Source organism: Paroceanicella profunda (assembly GCF_005887635.2).
Classification (GTDB): Bacteria; Pseudomonadota; Alphaproteobacteria; order Rhodobacterales; family Rhodobacteraceae; genus Paroceanicella; species Paroceanicella profunda.
In genome coordinates, this window is the sequence record NZ_CP040818.1 from 1,102,440 (window position 1) to 1,119,894 (window position 17,455).

A 17,455-nucleotide genomic window follows, 5' to 3' on the forward strand; every position below is an offset into this window, starting at 1 on the left:
GCCGAAGTGCCCGGAGGCCGGCGGTCCGTCGGGCGGAGTGGCGTCCGGCGCCTCGCCCGAACACTCCCCCGGGCCCGGCCGGTGCACGAGCCTCCTGCCCCGCCAGCGGGCGCAGAGCGGGTCGGGCGGGCGGGCGCCCGCCCGTCCGCGCGAAGCTATCGGGGTGGTGTCTGGCGCGTCGCTCGAACGCTGCCGGCGCGCAGCCTTCTGACCCGCGAGCGGGGACAGGGTGCGGAGCGCGCCGTGGGGTGCCGCCACGCTGACCGTGAGGCCGGCGTACCCGGAGGGGCAGCGTGGAGCCGTCTTCGCGGGGGCGCAGGGTGTAGCGGAGAGGCCCGGAGGCCTCCCCGCGGCGAGGATCAGCCGAAGGTGAAATTGTCGGCGCCGAGGTCCGCCACGTCGACCCCGAGCAGCACCAGCCGGTTGCCGCTGTCGTCGTTGATCACCGTGTTGTCGCCCACCTGCACGGCGGCGGCCTGCACGTCGGCGAAATCGTCGAACTGGCCGGCTTCGTAGGCGATCACGTCGCCCACGGCGGCGTTGAAGTCCACGATCCGGTCATTGCCGGTGTCCGACGTATCGAAGACGAAGATGTCCACGTTGCCGCCGCCGGCCAGCCGGTCGTCGCCGGCGCCGCCGGTGATCACGTCGCGCCCGGCGCCGCCGAACAGCAGGTCGTTGCCCGCGCCGCCGTAGAGCCAGTCGCGGCCGTTGCCGCCGTAGAGCCAGTCGTCGCCGTTGTTGCCCATCAGGCGGTCGTTGCCGTCGCCGCCCGAGAGCATGTCGTCGCCGCCGCGGCCGCGCATCACGTCGGCGGTGCTGCTGCCGGTCACCACGTCGTCGCCGTAGCTGCCCCAGAGGTTGTTGCGCTCGGTGGAGAGCATCTCGCGCAGGGTGGAAGTGTTGCCGGCCGGCGCGGTGCCGTCGGACATCAGGTCATAGACCAGCCCGTGCACGTCGTCGCCGTTGTCGGAATCGAGCGGCGCGGAGAAGGCCAGCGACACGTCGGTCTGGTTCAGCGCCAGCGTGGCGCCCTGCGCGTAGCCGCCGTAGCCGAAGGAAATGGCGGAGATGGTGCCGTCCACGGTGTGGCTGGAGAAGGTGTATTCCAGGTCGCCGTCCACGTAGAAGGCCTGCTCCGAATCGTCCGGCGTTGCGGTCACGCTTCCGGTGCTGCCCATGTAGGCGCCCGAGAAGCCGTTGCTGAACGCGCCGAAGCCCGAGAGGGTGAAGCTCGAGTCGAAGTCGGCGAAATAGCCGGCGAGGTCGATGCCGGCGTTGTTTTCAAGCGTGATGGTGATGGTCATGTGACTCTCCGGGGAGGGTCCGGGCGGCGGGGATGCCGCCCGGGGCTGCGGATCGGATCAGACGAACTGGAAGTCGCCCGCCGAGAGGCTGTCGGCGTCCACGCCGGCCAGCAGGATGCCGTCGCCGTCACCGAGGTCGATGTAGGCGTTGCCGCCCTGCTCGGAGATGCTGAGATCCTCGAAGCCGGAGAAATCGGAGGCGGAGAGGCGGATGAAATCCAGACCCACGGTGAAGTCGTTGATCCGGTCCACGCCGAGGTCGGAGCCGCGGAACACGAAGGTGTCCGCGCCCTTGCCGCCGGCGAGGATGTCGTCGCCCGCGCCGCCGCGCAGCAGGTCGTTGCCGCGGCCGCCGTAAAGCTTGTCGTCGCCCGCGCCGCCGAACAGCCGGTCATTGCCGATGTTGCCGACGAGCACGTCCGCGCCCTGGCCGCCGTAGAACACGTCGCGGCCCCAGCCGCCGGTCATGTGGTCGTCTGCCGACGTGCCGTTGAAGCGGTCATTGCCGGCCGAACCGACGAGGTCGACGCCGGTGAGATCGAGCAGGGAGACGAGGGTGGAGGTGTTGCCCTCCGGCGCGGTGCCGTCGGACATCAGGTCATAGACCAGCCCGTGCACGTCATCGCCGTCGGCGGTGGCGAGGTCGGGCGTGAAGTCGATGGTGAAGTCGGTGGAGCCGAGCGACAGGTCGAAGAGGCCCGTCTCCGTGTTGAGCACCGCGTCGCCGTCGGTGCCGAAGGAGATGGTGTCGATGGTGCCGTCCACGTGGTGGTTGGAGAACTGGTAGCCCAGGTCGCCGTCCACCAGGAAGGCGAGGGCCTCGGCGTCGCCGGACGTGCCCATGTAATCGCCCGAGAAGGTCGACATGTTGGAGAAGGCGCCGAAGCCCGACAGCGAGAAGTTCGCGTCGAAATTGGCGAAATAGGCGTCGAGATCGATGCCGGTTGCGGCGAGCAGCGTGACGGTGGTCTGCATGGGTATCCCCTCAGATACAGGTTCATTTCAGGAAGGTGCCCTGCTGCCGTGCGACTGCGGGTGGCCGGGGCGAAACGGGTGGTGCGGCTCAGAACTTCATGTGCAGCGTGAGCGAGGCGGTGCGCCCCGGCGCCGGGTAGGCCGAGCTGCCGAGCGGGTCGACATAGGCCACGTCCGTGAGATTCTCCACCGAGAGGCGCAGCGCGGCCGTCTCGGTGATCTGCCAGGAACCGTAGAGATCGAATGTGGTGAAGGCGTCGAGGTTGTAGCTCGACAGGTCGTTCTCCGACGCGGAGACATGGGTGACGCGCCCGCCCAGCTCCACCACGCGGTCGAACACCCGCACCCCGCCTTCCAGCGACCAGCGCAGGTCCGGCGGCACGACGCTGGCCTGGGTGGAACCCTCCGCCGGGCTGGTGCGGTCATCGTAGATGTAGGCGTCGTAGCGCTGCGAGATGTCGGAATCGAGCGTGGCGAGGCTGCCGCGCAGGTAGAAGCCGCCGGCGTCGTAATCCGCCGAGAGCTCCACGCCCTGGAAGCGCGAGGTGCCCTCGTAGTTCACGTAGGCGGAGTAGGACAGGTCGTCGCCGCCCGCCGGGCTGCCGTAGACCGTGGCGAGGCCGATGTAATCCGACACCCGGCGCTCGAACACCGTGGCCCCGAGGCGGAACCTGTCCTGCAGGAGGAGGTCGTGCCCCTCCCAGGTGAGGCCGCCCTCCAACGTGCGCGACAGCTCCGGGCGCAGGTTCGGGTTCGGGCCGAAATAGGCGTTGAAGCCGATGTGCTGGCCGCCGAACACCGTTTCCATGATGGTGGGCGGGCGGTAGCCCTCGGTGTAGCGGGTGAACAGGCGCAGGCCGTCGGCGATCTCGTAGGCGATGCCGGCGGAGGGCACGAAGCGGCCGCCGGAACTGTCCACGTCCACGTCCTGGTAGCCGCCGGTGCGGGTGCCGCCGGCATCGGTGCTGCGCACGTAGGTGCTGGCGGTGCCGCTGAGCGAATAGGCATCGTAGCGCAGGCCGGCGGAGAGGCTCCAGCGCCCGATGTCGTACTGGCCGGAGAGGAAGCCGGAGGCCACGTCGCGCTCGCCCACCGGGTTCGCGCCGGAGAACCACACGTTGTCCGGGTCGTCCGCCTGGGTGGCGGCGAGCGAGACGGTGCCGGTGCTGTCCTGGAAGGCCTCGAACCCGTAGGTGAGCGCGACATCCCCCGGCCCCGCGGCGAAGCGGCTGGTGTTGGACAGGCTGCCGCCCCAGGTGTTGAGCGCGTAGTCCACCGAGAAGGAATCGTAGCTCGGGCGCGGCGGGCGGTACTCGTCGCTGTCCAGCGTGGTGATCCACAGCCTGGCGGAGAGGTCGATCAGGTCATCGTCCGGGGCATAGTCCCAGCTCAGCGTGCCGGTGCTGGTGCTGAGCGTCGTCTCGTCGATGTAGGCGCCCTCGCCGGTGCCGAACTCGGAGCGGTAGCCGAGGTAGCCGATCTCCACCCGGCTGGCGGGCGACAGGTCCAGCGTGGCGCGGCCCAGCCCGGACCAGCTGTCCGAGCCGGTGAAGCTCACGTCGGAATTCGAATCGAAGGGTGTGCCGGCGGCGGTGGTGACCGAGCCGTTGCGGCCGATCTCGTAGTCGCCCGTCTCGCGGTGGCTGAGTGCGAAGACCAGCGACAGCCGCTCGTTCAGCCGGGCGGCGCCGGCGGCGAAGCCGCTGAAATCCATGCCGTTCGTGCCGGTGGTGCCGATCAGCTCGCCGGCGGTGTCACGCCCCTCCAGCAGGTCCTCGGCGCGCAGGGTGCGGAAGTTCACCGAGCCCGCCAGCGTGGCGGCGGAGCCCACGGTGGCGTTCACCGCCTTGTCCACCTCCACGGCGCGGACCATGTTCGGGTCGATGTAGACCAGCGCGGTGGAGCCGTGGCCGGACTGCTGGAAGTTCTGCCGCGCGCCGTCGATCATCATGTTCACGCGGGTCTGGTCCTGCAGGCCGCGGATGTTCACGTTCACGCCGGGGTTCTGCGGGTCCTCCGAGGCGGTGACGTTGGGCACGTCGCGCAGCAGGTCGGAGGCGGTGCGCGGCGGGGTGCGGGCGATCTGCTCGGCCGTCACCTCCTCCACCGGCGCCCCCACCGGGGCGGGCGCGGCGTTCTCCACGATGATCGGGTCGAGCGCGATCTCGCGGTCCTGCTCCTGCGCGCGGACCGCGACGCCCGGAAGGGCGGCTGCGGCAAGCAGGCAGAGCGGAAGGGCGACAGCACGGCGCTGTGCGGAAAGGCGCTGGTCGAAATGGAGGGTCATTGGGGGCCCGGTGCGGAAAAGGAGAAAACCGATCGAGGCTTCCCCGGTGCACAGGGTGGCGGTACGACACGAGTAACTTACTAAATCTCTCGGAAACGTCAATCACCTTCCTGCGGCCGCGACGCGCTGACGCTGCTCCCGGGGCGGGGGAGAGGGCGCCGACGGGGAGATCCCTGCCGGCCCGCAGGCGGCGTCGCCCCTCGGGGAGGGGCAGGGAAGGGCGCCCGCCTCCGCCCCGGCGGGACCCGGCCTGCCGCGCCGACGATGCCGGCGCGCAGGCGGCAGGGCCTCGTGGCCGGGCCCCGATCCGCCCCGGGGCGGCACCGGGCCCGGGGCGGGGCCGCTCCGGGGCGGAGCCCATGTCTTTAACGCTGCATCGCCTGTCGCTTTCCGGCAGGTGGCCGGGGCGCGCTTGCGGCAATGTGGCCCCGTCCGGACAGGGCGTTGCGTGGGAGCGCAGCGCCATCCTGCCGGGCCCGTGACAGGTCGGAAACCGACGGAACGCTCTCTCCCCTCCAGCCCCGGCGCCGCACCCTGGCCGGGCCGGAGCCCGTTTCCGCCCCGGGACCGCCCCGGCGGCACCCCGGCCCGGCACCCCCGGGCCGACAGCCGAACCGGCCCCTCGCTTCGGGGGACCGCATGCCAACCCGGCCCCGAGCGGCCACTTGAGAGACACGGGCAATGGACGCCACTTCACGGATTGCAGGCCTGCTGGCACGGCAGCGCACGGGCTTCAGCCTCGAGCAGCCCTTCTACACCGACGACGAGATCTTCGCGCAGGACATGGCGGCGATCTGGCACCGCGACTGGCTGTTCGCCGGGCATGACTGCGAGATCCCGAAGGCGGGCGACCATTTCACCTGGCGCGTGGGCGATGCCGAGGCCCTGGTGGTGCGCGGCGCCGACGGAAAGATCCGCGCCTTCCACAACTCCTGCCGCCACCGCGGCTCGCGCATCTGCCAGTCCCACAAGGGTTCGGCGCCCAAGCTGGTGTGCCCCTACCACCAGTGGACCTACGAGCTGGACGGCCGCCTGCTCTATGCCCGCGAGATGGGCCCGGGCTTCGACGCCTCCAGGTACGGGCTGAAGCCGGTGCATTGCGAGAGCGTCTCGGGCTACGTCTTCATCTGCTTCGCCGCCGAGGCCCCGGATTTCAGCGCCTTCCGCGCCGAGGTGGAGCCCTACCTCGCCCCGCACCGCATCGCAGAGGCGAAGGTGGCGCATGAAACCACCATCGTGGAGAACGGCAACTGGAAGCTGGTGTGGGAGAACAACCGCGAGTGCTACCACTGCGCCGGCTCCCACCCCGAACTGTGCCGCACCTACTCGGACGCGGCCACCCTCACCGGCGTTGTCGGCGTGGAGGGCGATGCCGAGGTGAACGCCCACTGGGCGCGCTGCGAGGCGGAGGGCCTGCCCTCGAAGTTCCGCCTGTCGGAGGACGGCCAGTACCGGGTGATGCGCATGCCGCTGCTGCGCGATTCGGAGAGCTTCACCATGTCGGGCAAGCGCGCGGTGGCGCTGCCGCTGGGCGGCGTGCGCACCCCGCGGGCCGGCTCGCTGCTGATGTTCCACTACCCCACCCTGTGGAACCATTGCCTGGGCGACCACGCGGTGACCTTCCGCGTCACCCCGCTGGATGCCGGGCGCACCGAGGTCACCACCCGCTGGCTGGTCCACAAGGACGCGGTGGAGGGCCGGGACTACGACCTGAAGACCCTCACCGAGGTCTGGCTCGCCACCAATGACGAGGACCGCCGCCTGGTGGAGCAGAACCAGCTCGGCATCCGCTCGCCCGCCTACGAGCCCGGCCCCTATGCCGCGGACCATGAGAGCGGCGTCGCCCAGTTCGTGGACTGGTACTGCAACACCATGCGCGCCCGCCTGCCGGGTGCGGCCCTCCACGTGGCGGCAGAATGAGCCGCATGCCGCGGAAGGACTTCAAGCCGCTCGATGCGCGTCGGTTCTGGACCGACGCGCAGGAGCTCGAATGCACGATGATCCTGCCCGAAGCCCCGGGGGTGAAAACCTTCTGCTTCAAGACCACCGACGACAGCTGGTTCAAGTATTTCCCCGGCCAGTTCATCACCATCGAGCTGCCCACCCCGGGCGAGAAGCTGCTGCGCACCTACACGCTGTCCTCCAGCCCGTCGCGGCCGCTGTCCATCGCCATCACGGTGAAGGCGCAGCGCGGCAGCCTCGGCTCGCAGTGGATGCTCGACCACGTGCAGGTGGGCGACAGGTTCCGCGCCTACGGGCCGGGCGGGCTGTTCACCTTCCACAACCACCCGGCGGAGAAGTACCTGTTCATCTCCGCGGGCTCGGGCATCACGCCGATGATGTCGATGACCCGCTGGCTCTACGACGACGGCGCGCACACCGACATCACCTTCGTGCATGCCGCCCGCCGCCCCTCGGACATCATCTTCCGCGCCGAGCTGGAGCGCATGGCCCAGCGCCTGCCGGACCTGCACATCTCCTTCGTGATCGAGGAGGACGACCCCTACGTGGCCTGGACCGGCTACCGCGGCCGGCTGAGCCAGCTCATGCTGCCGCTGATGGCGCCGGACTACCTGGAGCGCGAGATCTTCTGCTGCGGCCCCGCGCCCTTCATGCAGGAGGTGCGCGACATCCTGCACTCCGTGGGCTTCGACATGGAGCATTACCACGAGGAGAACTTCCTCGCCCCCGTCCTCGCCGAAAGCGAGCGCGAGGAGCCGGACGACGTCATCCCCGACGAGGATTCCCGCGCCGCCGTGATCTTTGCCGCCTCCGGCGTGGAGGCCGCCTGCCGGGAGACGGACACGGTGCTGGCCGTCGCCAAGGCCGCCGGGCTCAACATTCCCTCGGCCTGCCAGTTCGGGGTGTGCGGAACCTGCAAGGTGCGCAAGCTCTCCGGCGAGGTGCACATGGTCCACAATGGCGGGATTTCGGACGATGACATTGCGTCCGGGCATATCCTCGCCTGCTGCTCGAATCCGATAGGGCGGGTGGAAGTCGACGTTTGAGCGTGGAATCTGTTGCCGACACCTGCATCGCGCTGCATACTGCCGCCTGCATGACGTATTTCGTCGCGTGGGGAATGACAGGACGACCGACCCCGGGGGGGGCAGGCTTTCCACAAAATAACGGACGATGACGCTCTGATTTGCAACCGGGGAGTGTGCCTGCGCGGCATGCTGTCCGGCGGAGCGCCGTCAGACACCTGTCCATGCGCGGCTCTGCGACACATGCACAACATGTCCACCCCGGACCGCTGGTCCCCGGGGGCCGGTCTGCGTGCGCGCGCTGCCGGGCCCCGCATCGGCCCGGGCCTTTGAAGAGCCCTTCAAGGAGCGCGCCCGAATGACCGATTTCCTTCCCGACGACGCACGGCGCGTCGGGCAAGCCCTCGCCAGGCTGATCCGGGCCATGGACGACCCGGATCAGAGCAATGTCCGGCCGATACGCCCCGAATGGCGGCCCCGGGGAATGACCGCCGAGGAAGCGATGATCCGCTGGGCGATGGTGGTGCCGCTGGGCACGTCGCTCAGCGCGGCGGCCCGGGCCGCCCTGGACCAGCATCTGGCGGACACGCCGCTCCGGGGCGAGGCGCTGCGGCTCATCGCCTATCTCGAAGCCGCAGCCGCGCCGGATGTCGCGGCCCCTGCCAGCCCGGCGCCCGAGGCGACCGAGTCAGCCCGCATCCTCCCCCTGCGCTACACCGCCCTGCGCTGAGCAGGCCTGCCGGCCGCCACGGCCGGCCCGGACACGAAGGGGCTGCACGGAGATCTCCGCGCAGCCCCTTTCGCGCGCTTCCGCCTGCCCGGCGGGTCTTCCGGCAGGTGCGCCCCCGAAGAGGCGCCACCCGCAGCACACGGCAGCGGCGCCCGCCGCGACGCGGAGGGGCGGCCGACACCGCGCCGAGGGGCCGGTCGCGCCCGCGCGGGGGCACACGGGCGCCGCTCCGAATCGTCCGCCGCCCGGCGGGACGCGTCCCGGACGGCGGGCCGCCCGGGGCGTTGCGTCAGAGTTCGTCTTCCTCGATCGGCATGTCCGGGCCGCTGGGGGTCGGCTTGTCGGGGGATTTCGACGGCTCGGCCCTGGCCTCGATCACGTTCGGCGCGGCCATTTCCTTCAGGCGCACGTTGGCGGCGGGGGCACGGCCTTCCTTGTCCTCGCCGAAGTAGATCGTCTGGTGCGGGAACGGGATCTCGATGCCGCGCTCGTCGAAGATCCGCTTCAGGATCTCGTTGTAGGCCCGGCCCAGGCCCCATTGCTTGCCCGGTCGGGTGACGATGCGGCCGCGCACCATGATGGCGCTGTCGCCGAAGGCGGTGAGGCCGTGCCACTCCAGCTCGCCGATGATCTGCGGCCCGTGCTCGGGGTCCTTCTTAAGCTCCTCGAACCCGTCCAGCATGGCCTGCTTGGCGTCCGCCACGCTCTCGCGATAGGCGATGCCCATCTCGCACACATAGGCGGAGAAGCCGCGCATGTAGTTCGACACCATGTCCACCGAGGAGAAGGGGATGATGTGGAACACCCCGTTCAGGTCGCGCAGCGACACCGAGCGGATGGTGAGCCGCTCCACCGAGCCGGTGGTGCCGCCCACGGTGACCACGTCGCCCACGTTGATGGCGCTCTCGAACTGGATGAAGATGCCGGTGATGATGTCCTGCACCAGCTTCTGCGCGCCGAAGCCGATGGCGAGGCCCAGCACGCCGGCCGAGGCGATGAGCGGCGCGATGTCCACCCCGATCTCGGAGAGCACGAACATGAGCGTGATCACCACGATGGCGATGGTGGCGGCGTTGCGCAGCAGGGTGAGCAGGGTCTGCTCCCGCGCGGTGGCCGGGCGGCCGAACTCCGGGTTCAGCCGGTAGTCGATCCAGGAGTTCATCGCCAGCCAGATCAGGAAGGAGACGGTGAGCATCACCAGCGCGCTGATCACCGTGCCGGTGAGCCGGACGCCCGTGTCGCTGTCGAACCAGGCGGCGAGGTCGAACACGCCCACCGCCTGCAGCGCGATGCCGATCACCAGCAGCACGATGAGGGTGCGCAGCACGAAGAGCATCTTCGGCACGAAGCTGTTCAGGCGCCGCTCCAGCAGCGGCAGGCGCGAGGTCACCGTGTCCGGCAACACCACGCCGCGCACCATGGCCCGGGTGATCGCGTCGGATATGATCATCCCCACCGCGGCCACCAGCAGCACCTTGGCCACGCCCCAGAGCACCGGGAACAGCAGCCGGTCCGGCTGGACCATGATGACGAAGAACATCACCACGATGGCGATCAGCACCGGCACGTGCCAGTTGCGCGCGATGAAGCGGCGGATGGTGCCGCGCGAGCCGCGGTGGCCCTCGGCCACCAGCCAGTTGCCGAAGCGGCGGCGGTTGGCCAGCACCATCCAGATCAGCAGGATCACCGTGACCAGCAGCACCACGCCGGAAACGGCGCGCCCGCCGGCGTAGGAGACATTGCTGCGGGCGATCGGCAGCAGCAGGAGCTGGCCGTAGCCCAGCACCGAGATGATCACCGCGAACCAGCGCGACAGGTAGCGCGCCACCGGGTCGGAGATGTTCACCGGCCGCAGCTGGCCCGAGGTCGGCGAGAGCACCGCGCGCATCACCACCTTCACCATCTCGATGGCGAGGAAGGCGTTGAGATAGAGCGACTGCGCGAGGCTGATGGAGCCCTGCTGCCCGGTGAGCAGCAGCGCCACCGCGTATCCCGCCGCCCAGGCGAGCGCGACGACCAGCGCGTCGACCAGCACCGAGGCCAGCAGGTAGGCCCATTTCTGGAACGCCGAATGCGTCGCGCGCCGGCCCATGCCGCGGTAGAGCCCGCGCGCCAGCCAGCGCAGCACGAGGAACACCACCACGGTGGAGACGATGGTGTAGGCCAGCTCGGAGAGCGCCTGGAGCAGCGCGCTCACCTCATCGGCGTTCAGGGCGGAGAAGATCCTGCCGGTTGCCTGCACCCGCTCACCGACGGTCACGGCGCTGGCGGCGATGTCCTCGGCCGCGGAGCGGGTGAACTCGGCGAAATCGCGCACGAGGGTGGGGCCGGAGTCGGAGGCCGTCTTCGCCTCCGGCGCCCCGGCGGCCCCGGTGTCCGCGGCCGCGCCGTTCCCCGCCGGTGCGGAGGCGGAGGACGCGGAATCCGTCCCGTCCGCCTCCGCGATGCGCTGCAGCTCGGAGATCAGCGCGGTGCGCGCGCTCTCGTCCTGAAGGATGGTGACCAGCGCGCCGGCCTGCTTGCGGGCATCCGCCGTGGTACCCGCCGCGCCGCTCCCCTGCTCTGTCGCCGGACCTGCGCTTCCCGGGGTGTCCTGCGCCATGGCCGGGGCCTGGAGCATCAGGAACAGGGCGGCAATGCCCGTGATCAGGGCTGCAAGCAGCCCCCGCGGCAGATGTGTCTGGGTCAAAACTGTCCTCGTCGGTCTCTTGTCCGGCTCGTTGTCGCGGCGCTCCTACTTCAGCCAAACTAGCGGCCATCCCTCCGGAGGCAACCGTTCGCGCCCCTTTTGGCGCCCCCTCCGGTCAGGCCACGCGCCGCCCCGCGCGCCAGGCGGCGCGCAGGTGGGTGCGCCCGCGCGTGCGCGCAACGTGGAGGAGGTCGGCCCGCAGGCCGGGCTCCAGCCGCCCGCGGTCCGTCAGCCCGGCGGCCCGCGCCGGGGCTTCCGAGACCATGCGCACCGTCTCCGGCAGGCCCTGCGGCAGGGCCGGGTCCGCCGCGATGGCGAAGGCCGCGTCGATCAGCGCGCGCGGCACGTAATCGGAGGCGAGAATGTCCACCAGCCCCGCCTCCAGCAGCTCGCGCACCGCGACATTGCCGCTCTGCGACCCGCCCCGGAGGTAGTTCGGCGCGCCGGCGACGATGGCGAGGCCCGCGGCCCGCGCCGCCTCCGCCGCCGCCCGGGTGGTGGGGAATTCCGACACCGCGACACCCTCGGCCACCGCCATGGCCACATGGGCGGGGCTGGCATCGTCATGGCTCAGCATCGGCAGGCCGTGTGCCCGGGCCAGGGCCACCACCTCGGCGCGCACCCGGCCGCCCTCGCGCGCCGAGCGCTCCAGGAGCGCGTCGGTCAGCTCGCGGCTCCGCTCCAGGGTGATCTGCAGGTCGCGGGCCATGCCGGTCACCCAGTCCGCGATATCGGTCACCTGCCGGTCGCCCGGGGTGTGGTCCATCACCGAGACGATCTGCGCCCGGTCGATGACCGAGGCGGCCAGCGCGGGGGTTGCCGGGTCGGTCACCTCGCAGCGCAGGTGCAGCAGGTGCTCGGCGCGGAACAGGCCCAGCGCCCGGCCCTCCTCCAGCGCGGCGACCAGATCGGCGAGGATCTCCCGCCGCTCCGGCCGGTGCTGGGCCGCGCCCACGGGCAGGCTGTCGAACACCGTGGTGATGCCGGAGCCGATCACCTGCGCATCATGGGCGAGGAAGGCGTTCAGCATGTCCCAGCGCACGGTGCTGCGCGGGAAGACGTGCTTCTCCACGTGGTCGGTGTGGATGTCGACCAGCCCGGGCAGGAGAAACGCCCCGCCCATGTCACGCCCCGGGCTGCGGGTGAGCCCGGCGATGCGGCCGTGCTCGATGCGCAGGCCCCCCTCCAGCACCCGGTCCGGCAGCACCAGCATGGCGTTGGAGAGGGTGAAACAGGCGGCGTCATCGCCGGTGTCGGGCTGGGGGGCGGGCGTGTCGAGCGGGGTCATGCGGGGCGGTCTCCGGTCTGGGGCCAGGTCAGGATAGGGGCGCGGAGCGCGGGAGCAAGCTCCGCCGGCCCGGGGCCCCGCCATGCGACATCGCGGCAACCCCCTCACGACGGCCGGGTGACAGTTTCATGACACGCCCGGGCGTGAGGCAGGGGCGCGCGCGCCATATCCGGTGCAGCCACGCCGGCCCCCCCCCCGGAAGGGCGTGCCGGCGCCACCTGCCCGGCTGCGCCACGCTCTCGTGCAAGTGTCGTCCCGCCGTCCGCGGTGCCCGGAGCCCCCCTGGGGCAGCAGCACGCGCGCGGAAGCCGGCCCGGAGGTCATGCCACCTGTCCCCTCACCGGAGCTACGCTCGCCTGGCAGCGTCACTCGCAGCGGACACCGGTCCGGAGGTCATGCAACCTGCATCGTCACCGGAGCCACGCTCACGGCACCGCGCCGCCCGCAGCGCGCCGCGTCTCCCCGGGCCACAGGCCCCTCGACCGCTCCCCGGAGGCAGCCCGGCCGCCCCGGGGCGTGGAGTATCTGCACATCCGAAGGCACCCCCGGCAGCGCCCCTCTCCAGCTCGCAGGCTCTCGCACGGAGCGGAACGGGATCGAAGCGGCGGGCGAGGGCCGCCCGGCGAATCCCCTGAAGGGCGCCGGGCGTGCCGCCACGCGCGCGGGGATCAGCGGCGGAACATCATCGGGATGGTGAAGGAGAAGCTGGCGCCCTCCAGCCCGTCCGGCGCCCGCGGGAAGGTGCCGACCCGGCGGATGGCGTCCAGCGCGGCCTCGTCGAGCGCGCTCACGCCCGAACCCTTGCGGACGCTGGCCGAGATGACCGCCCCACCGCGCGCCACGGTGAGGGCGACATTCACCACGCCCTCCGCCCCGCGGGCCGAGCGCGGGTGGCGCTGGTTCCGGGCGATGGAGGAGCGCACCGCCGCCGCGTATTGCGCGCGCAGCGAGGCGATCCGGTCGCGCTCTGCGGCGGAGACGGTGACGGCATCGGTGCCGCGGGCCCGCTGGTTGGTCTCGCCCTGCCCGGCCACCGAGGGCGCCGCGGCGCTGCCGGTGCGCGCGGTGGCGGTGGGCCGGACCTGCTGCTGGGGCGCGGGCTTGCGCACCGCCTTGGGCGCGGTCCGCTCTGGGCGCTGCGGCGGGGCCTCGGCCACCTGCGGCGCAACGGCGCTTTGCGGCGGCGCGGCGGTGTCCGGCGCCTCGAAGACCGGCTCCGGCGGGGTCGGCGCATCGGGGCGGCGCGGCTGGTCGGGGCGCGGCGCGACGGGCGTGGCCTCCGACAGGGCCACGTCCGGGTCCGTCACCGGGTCCGGCAGGCCGGGGGCGGAGGGGTCCGCGGCCGGCGGTGGCGGCGCGGCGGCCAGGGCCGCGTCCGGCGGGGCTTCCACGGGCGGCGGCGGCGGCGTGACGGCCGGAGGGGCGGCGCGCACCACCGGTTCGGCGGTGGCCATGTCCATCTCCGGCGGGGTCTCCGGCGCGGGCTCGGCCAGGGGCGCGTCAGGGGGCGTCACCGCCTCGGGCGCCTGGTCCCACTCCTCCACCAGCGAGGCGACCTCGGAGCCCGCCACGGTGGTGACGACACTCTCGCCGCCCTCCCCGGCGTCGCGCCGGCTGGCGCCATCGTCACGCCACAGCAACAGGCCGTGCAGGCCCAGCGCCGCGACGATGCACAGGGCGAAATCGAGCTTCAGTCTCATCGCGGCACCGTCACGAGCGAAAGGTCGGACAGGCCGGCGGCCTGCAGCGCGCCGAGCAGCCGGGCCACGGCCTGCGCCGGCGCGGCCGCATCGGCGCGGATCAGCCCGGCCCCCTCAGCGGCCGCGGCGGCGATCGCCGCATCCCCGCGCACATCGCGAAAGGCGATCTCGCCGTCCCGGTTCAGGAAGATGACCGGCTTCGCCTCACCCGGCTCGGCGGTGTCGGAGCGCGCGGGCTCCACCTGCAGCGGCTCCGGGGGGGTGAGCGTGGCGGTCATCAGGAAGAAGATCAGCAGCAGGAACACCACGTTGATCATCGGCACGATGCTCTCGCGCGGTGGCTCCTTCGGGGGCGTGGCAAGCTTCATTCCGGGGCCTCCGCCAGGGCGAGCGTGGTGATTCCCCCGGCCTTCAGCGTCTCGATCACGTCGACCAGCCCCTGAACCTCGGCGCCGTCACGCGCGCGCAGCACCACCAGTGCGTCCGGTGTCGGCATCAGGGGGGCGAGCCGGGCGGCCAGGTCCTCGCGCGTCACGGCGATGCCGTTGAGGGTGAGCCCGCCGGGGCGCAGCTCCACGAGGCGCGGCGCCCCCTGATAGCCGGACGCGTCCCGCCCGGCGGCCTTCAGCGAGATCGCGCTGTCAGCCCCGAAGCGCGCCGCCAGCATGAAGAACACCAGCAGCAGGAACACCACGTCGATCATCGGCGTGAGGCTGATGCGCTTCGGGGCGCGCTGACCGGAAAAATCGAAGGCCACGGGGCGGTTACTCCGCTGCGAGCCGGCTCTGAACCGGGCTGTGTGCCGCGCGCGGCGGTGGCGGGCGCCGGGTGAAGACCAGCGTGGCCGTGCGCTCCATGTCGCGGCCGGTGCGCGCGAGAATCGCCTCAAACCAGCTGCCCGCGGCCGTGGCGGGGATGGCGACGGCCATGCCGGCCGCCGTGGTCAGCAGCGCTTCCCAGATGCCGCCGGCCAGCGCCGAGGGGTCGGCGCGCGCGCCGCTTTCCTGCAGCGCCTGGAAGGCCGAGATCATGCCGAGCACGGTGCCCAGCAGTCCGAGCAGCGGGGCGATGGTGGCGATCAGATCCAGCGCGCGCAGCCCGCTGCGGGCCTCGTGGAGCAGGTCCATCGCGTGGCTCTCGGTCTGCTCGCGCGCCGCGGCGTCCGGCAGGGCCGAGGCCCGGTCCATCGTGCCGCGCACGAAGCGGGTCAGGATGCCGTGGCCGCCGCGGGCCACGGTGAGGGCCTCCGCGTCGCGGCCGTCCTGCCAGAGGGCGAGCGCGGTCTCGGCCCGGCGGCGGCGCCAGATGCCGCTCACCGAGAAGCGCAGCAGTTTCCAGAGGATGAGGGCGAAGGTGAGCACCGAGAGCGCGCCGATCGCCCACATGGCCGGGCCGCCGGCGATGATGAAGTCCAGCGAATCGGCCACCGGGCTGATGTCGATGCCGCCGGGCAGCACCAGGCTCGGATCCGCGCTCGCCACGGCGTCGCCCGCCCCGGGCGTGCCGGCGAGAGCGTCGAGACCCTGCTGCGCCGCGTCTCCCGCCTGTCCGGCACCCGCCTGGACAGCGTCCCCGGCGGGGAGCGCGCCGGCCCCCTCGCTGCCGGACGGAAGCGCGCCGGAACCGGGCTGCGCCGTGTCGGACGGCAGGGGCCCGGGCTGCGCCGCGCCGCCGGCCTCCGGGCTGGCGGGAAGGCCGGAGGCCTCCGAAGCTGGCACTTCGGGCGCGGCCTGGGCGGCCGGCGTCGCACCGGCATCCGGCGCCGCTTCGGGCGCCGGGGCGACTGTCGGAGCCTCCGCCGCCGGCGCGCTGCCGGCCGGCGCGGGCGCGGCCGGGCCGCTCGCCGGGCCCTGTGCACCGGCAGGCGCCTGGACGGGCTGCCCGGCGGAACTGTCGGCAGACGGGGGCTGCGGGAGGGTCGACGGGGTGGTTTCAGGCTCCATGGCGGTTCTCCCGGAACGGAAAGAGGAGGAGGGATGCGAAGCGGAGCGGTGCCGGCCCGGCCCCCGGTGCGCGGCAGGCAATGGCGCAGCCGGCGTCCGCTCTCGCGGACACCATGCGGCCTGCCTGCGGCCCGGTGGGATTTCCTGCCATGACCAATCTCGGCTCCTTCCAGGCGGCGGTGCTGCGCCGCGCCGGGCCGGCCGTGGCGGAAGCGAAAGGGCCTCGCAGCCCTCCCCCTCCGGCCCGGCATGCGGCCCGTCTTTCGCCGGTTACGCAAATCCGATAAAAACTGTCAAGACTGTCTGCGAAGGGGTTTCGCGGGTGCAGCAGGTCGCTAAAATTATTAAACATCTGAAATTATTGACTTTCAACGCAAATCCGACTGATTTTGTCCACCAGATAATCCTATCAAAAAAATCGGGATTGACCTACCCGACCATTTTTGTAAGACTTTCCTCATCGCCTAGCCACCCCGACCCCGGGGCAGCCCGGACCATGCTCAGACCGGGATTTGATCCATGCAGTCCACATCCTCCGCCAGTGCATCCACCGCGGACCTGCGCCGCCCGCTCGCCACGCGGCCGCGGCTGGTTCTGCCGGTCCAGGCCAGTTCTCGGCGTATCGACGCCATCAAGGGAGATTCGGGAATGAATGTCGCATCCATCGCTGACGCCTCTGCCGCCCATGCCATCGCCAACAGCCCCTGCGTGCACGACGCACGGGTGCTCACCGACGGCGGCCGGGAAGCGCGCATCACCCTCAACGGCAACATCTACACCCTGCGCATCACCCGCCAGGGCAAGCTGATCCTGACCAAATGACCCCGGCGCAACGCGCTCGCGGGTCTGCACCGGTGGGGGTGGTCTCCGAACTGCCCCCGCTGGAGATGCAGGTGGTCCGTTACCTGCGGCTGTGGTGTGACGGGCCCGAGGGGCAGGCCGAGGTCTGGCAGGACCTCGCCAGCCGCCTCGGCACCGTGCGCGGTGCGCAGGCGCTGCGCAATTTCGAGAGCCTGATGGGCCTGGTGCTGCGCAATGCCCGCCGTCCGCTGCAACGACACGGCGTGGCCTGTTCCTGCTTCGGCGGGGATGAGGCCGCCTTCGCCCAGATGGTGTCCTATGCCCATGAGGGGCATACGGAGGACGCCGGGCTGGTGGCCGCGCTGTTCGTGACACCGAAGGTGCTGCCGGTGGTGATCGCCGCGGCCCTGCGCACCGCGACCAGCTTCGGCACCGCGGGGGGGGACCCGTTCTCCGCTCCGAACGTGGTGCAGCTCAGGCAGCATCGCATGCACTGAGCGCCTTTCCGCGCCCCGCCCGGCGCGGGACGGGCATGCGCGCTCCGGACAGGGTGCCGGCCCTGCGTGGCTTACCGGCCCCCCTCCACGGCTCCCTGTTCCCCGGCCCGTCAGCTCTGCCCGTCTGCCTTGCCCGGCGGCGCCGCTTCCGGCGGCCGGCTCTCCGGTCTCGGCCCGGCGCGTGAGGGTGCGCGGGCCGGGGGAGCATCTGTCACCTGCCCCTCCGAAATGCCAGCAGTTGCCCAGCGGTT

The 17,455-nt window shown here is 71.6% G+C and carries 14 protein-coding genes; 5 read left to right on the top strand and 9 right to left on the bottom strand.

The genetic code is table 11. From position 1 onward, the window contains the following. Positions 1-359: 359 nt before the first annotated feature. From FDP22_RS25120 to FDP22_RS05000, 3 genes are all read right to left on the bottom strand, one after another. Entirely contained in the window at positions 360-1,307 is a 948-nt protein-coding gene (locus FDP22_RS25120) for a calcium-binding protein (RefSeq protein WP_138575592.1), read from the bottom strand. 57 nt (positions 1,308-1,364) lie between these two features. Then, on the bottom strand, positions 1,365-2,282 hold the full coding sequence (locus tag FDP22_RS04995; protein ID WP_138575593.1) for a calcium-binding protein: 918 nt from the start codon (positions 2,280-2,282) through the stop codon (positions 1,365-1,367). Positions 2,283-2,370: 88 nt separating this feature from the next. Next, the gene (locus tag FDP22_RS05000; protein ID WP_138575594.1) at positions 2,371-4,569 is read right to left on the bottom strand and encodes a TonB-dependent hemoglobin/transferrin/lactoferrin family receptor; all 2,199 of its coding nucleotides are present in this window, start codon (positions 4,567-4,569) and stop codon (positions 2,371-2,373) included. Positions 4,570-5,250: 681 nt separating this feature from the next. Here FDP22_RS05000 and FDP22_RS05005 point away from each other — a divergent pair. The 3 genes from FDP22_RS05005 to FDP22_RS05015 all read left to right on the top strand — a co-directional run bounded on the left by FDP22_RS05005 (position 5,251) and on the right by FDP22_RS05015 (position 8,286). Next, entirely contained in the window at positions 5,251-6,489 is a 1,239-nt protein-coding gene (locus tag FDP22_RS05005) for an aromatic ring-hydroxylating oxygenase subunit alpha (RefSeq protein WP_138575595.1), read from the top strand. 5 nt (positions 6,490-6,494) lie between these two features. Further along, positions 6,495-7,577, top strand: coding sequence for an FAD-binding oxidoreductase (locus FDP22_RS05010; RefSeq protein WP_205910840.1), 1,083 nt, complete (start codon positions 6,495-6,497; stop codon positions 7,575-7,577). A gap of 337 nt (positions 7,578-7,914) precedes the next feature. Beyond that, positions 7,915-8,286 carry a hypothetical protein gene (locus FDP22_RS05015; RefSeq protein ID WP_138575596.1) on the top strand — a complete coding sequence of 124 codons (372 nt, stop codon included), beginning with the start codon at positions 7,915-7,917 and terminating at the stop codon, positions 8,284-8,286. A gap of 289 nt (positions 8,287-8,575) precedes the next feature. Here FDP22_RS05015 and FDP22_RS05020 read toward each other — a convergent pair whose 3' ends face one another. The 6 genes from FDP22_RS05020 to FDP22_RS05045 form a co-directional block, all read right to left on the bottom strand. Then, complete coding sequence (locus tag FDP22_RS05020; RefSeq protein ID WP_138575790.1) at positions 8,576-10,906, bottom strand: mechanosensitive ion channel domain-containing protein; 2,331 nt, start codon at positions 10,904-10,906, stop codon at positions 8,576-8,578. A 184-nt stretch (positions 10,907-11,090) separates the two neighbouring features. Next, positions 11,091-12,263, bottom strand: coding sequence for an alpha-D-ribose 1-methylphosphonate 5-triphosphate diphosphatase (locus FDP22_RS05025; RefSeq protein ID WP_138575597.1), 1,173 nt, complete (start codon positions 12,261-12,263; stop codon positions 11,091-11,093). A 668-nt stretch (positions 12,264-12,931) separates the two neighbouring features. Next, complete coding sequence (locus FDP22_RS05030) at positions 12,932-13,963, bottom strand: energy transducer TonB family protein (protein WP_138575598.1); 1,032 nt, start codon at positions 13,961-13,963, stop codon at positions 12,932-12,934. After that, positions 13,960-14,331 carry an ExbD/TolR family protein gene (locus FDP22_RS05035; protein WP_138575599.1) on the bottom strand — a complete coding sequence of 124 codons (372 nt, stop codon included), beginning with the start codon at positions 14,329-14,331 and terminating at the stop codon, positions 13,960-13,962. The genes FDP22_RS05030 and FDP22_RS05035 overlap by 4 nt, the downstream gene beginning before the upstream one ends. Beyond that, positions 14,328-14,720, bottom strand: coding sequence for an ExbD/TolR family protein (locus FDP22_RS05040; protein ID WP_239031869.1), 393 nt, complete (start codon positions 14,718-14,720; stop codon positions 14,328-14,330). Before FDP22_RS05040 ends, FDP22_RS05035 begins: the two co-directional genes overlap by 4 nt. Positions 14,721-14,727: 7 nt before the next feature. Next, positions 14,728-15,906, bottom strand: coding sequence for a MotA/TolQ/ExbB proton channel family protein (locus FDP22_RS05045; protein WP_138575600.1), 1,179 nt, complete (start codon positions 15,904-15,906; stop codon positions 14,728-14,730). Between the two features lie 648 nt (positions 15,907-16,554). On the opposite strand from FDP22_RS05045, the gene hemP reads away from it, so the two are divergent. Further along, positions 16,555-16,728: a hemin uptake protein HemP gene (gene hemP / locus FDP22_RS05050; RefSeq protein ID WP_138575792.1), complete on the top strand. Its 174-nt coding sequence runs from the start codon at positions 16,555-16,557 to the stop codon at positions 16,726-16,728. Continuing rightward, complete coding sequence (locus FDP22_RS05055) at positions 16,725-17,204, top strand: hypothetical protein (RefSeq protein ID WP_138575601.1); 480 nt, start codon at positions 16,725-16,727, stop codon at positions 17,202-17,204. Before hemP ends, FDP22_RS05055 begins: the two co-directional genes overlap by 4 nt. Positions 17,205-17,455: the final 251 nt, after the last annotated feature.